This is a genomic window from Mesorhizobium sp. P5_C1 (assembly GCF_054049815.1).
The window spans coordinates 1-761 of the sequence record NZ_JBFULQ010001240.1 but is presented as its reverse complement, the minus strand read 5'-3'; the positions used below and the strand labels follow the sequence as shown (position 1 = coordinate 761).

The window sequence follows — 761 nt, the reverse complement described above, 5'->3', positions numbered from 1 at the left end:
AGTTCGGGCCGGCAGGACGCCGGTACCACAACAAGGAGTTCAGGGCGCAATGGCAACGATAACCCCGCAGAAGAAGTCCACCGCTGCGCGTCACGGTTTCAAGACCGGCGAGTACATTGTCTATCCGGCGCATGGCGTCGGCCAGATCGTCTCGATCGACGAGCAGGAAGTCGCTGGGCACAAGCTGGAACTGTTCGTCATCGACTTCCAGAAGGACAAGATGCGTCTGAAGGTGCCGGTCGCCAAGGCGACCTCCATCGGCATGCGCAAGCTGTCGGAAGAGGATTATGTCGAGCGCGCGCTGAAAGTCGTGCAGGGCCGCGCCCGCGTCAAGCGCACCATGTGGTCGCGCCGCGCCCAGGAGTATGATGCGAAGATCAATTCCGGCGACCTGATCTCGATCTCGGAAGTTGTGCGCGACCTCTACCGCGCCGACAACCAGCCCGAGCAGTCCTATTCCGAACGCCAGCTCTACGAGGCGGCACTCGACCGCATGGCCCGCGAGATTGCGGCCGTCAACCGGATGTCGGAAACCGAAGCCGTGCGCCTGATCGAGATCAACCTCAACAAGGGCCCTAAGCGGGGCGCCAAGGCCGATAATGAGGAAGCCGAGCAGGAAGAAGCTGCCTGAACTTTTTCAGCTTTGAATCCATGAAAAACCCGGCCTCGCGCCGGGTTTTTTGTTTCTGGGACAATAGGCTGAAGCGTGTAGCCGCCTTCCCCTCGCCGCCGCCTTCCCTCTCCGCTTCTTGCTTCAGCGT

1 protein-coding gene is annotated in these 761 nt (G+C 61.0%); it reads left to right on the top strand.

What is annotated here, in order from left to right; translation table 11 throughout:
* Positions 1-49 precede the first annotated feature (49 nt).
* Positions 50-631 carry a CarD family transcriptional regulator gene (locus ACXJ7R_RS35110; RefSeq protein ID WP_457155799.1) on the top strand — a complete coding sequence of 194 codons (582 nt, stop codon included), beginning with the start codon at positions 50-52 and terminating at the stop codon, positions 629-631.
* The last annotated feature ends 130 nt before the right edge of the window (positions 632-761 follow it).

Excerpts from the sequence above, each read along its gene's own strand:
- ACXJ7R_RS35110 (WP_457155799.1), top strand. The coding sequence starts at position 50 with ATGGCAACGATAACCCCGCAGAAGAAGTCCACCGCTGCGCGTCACGGT.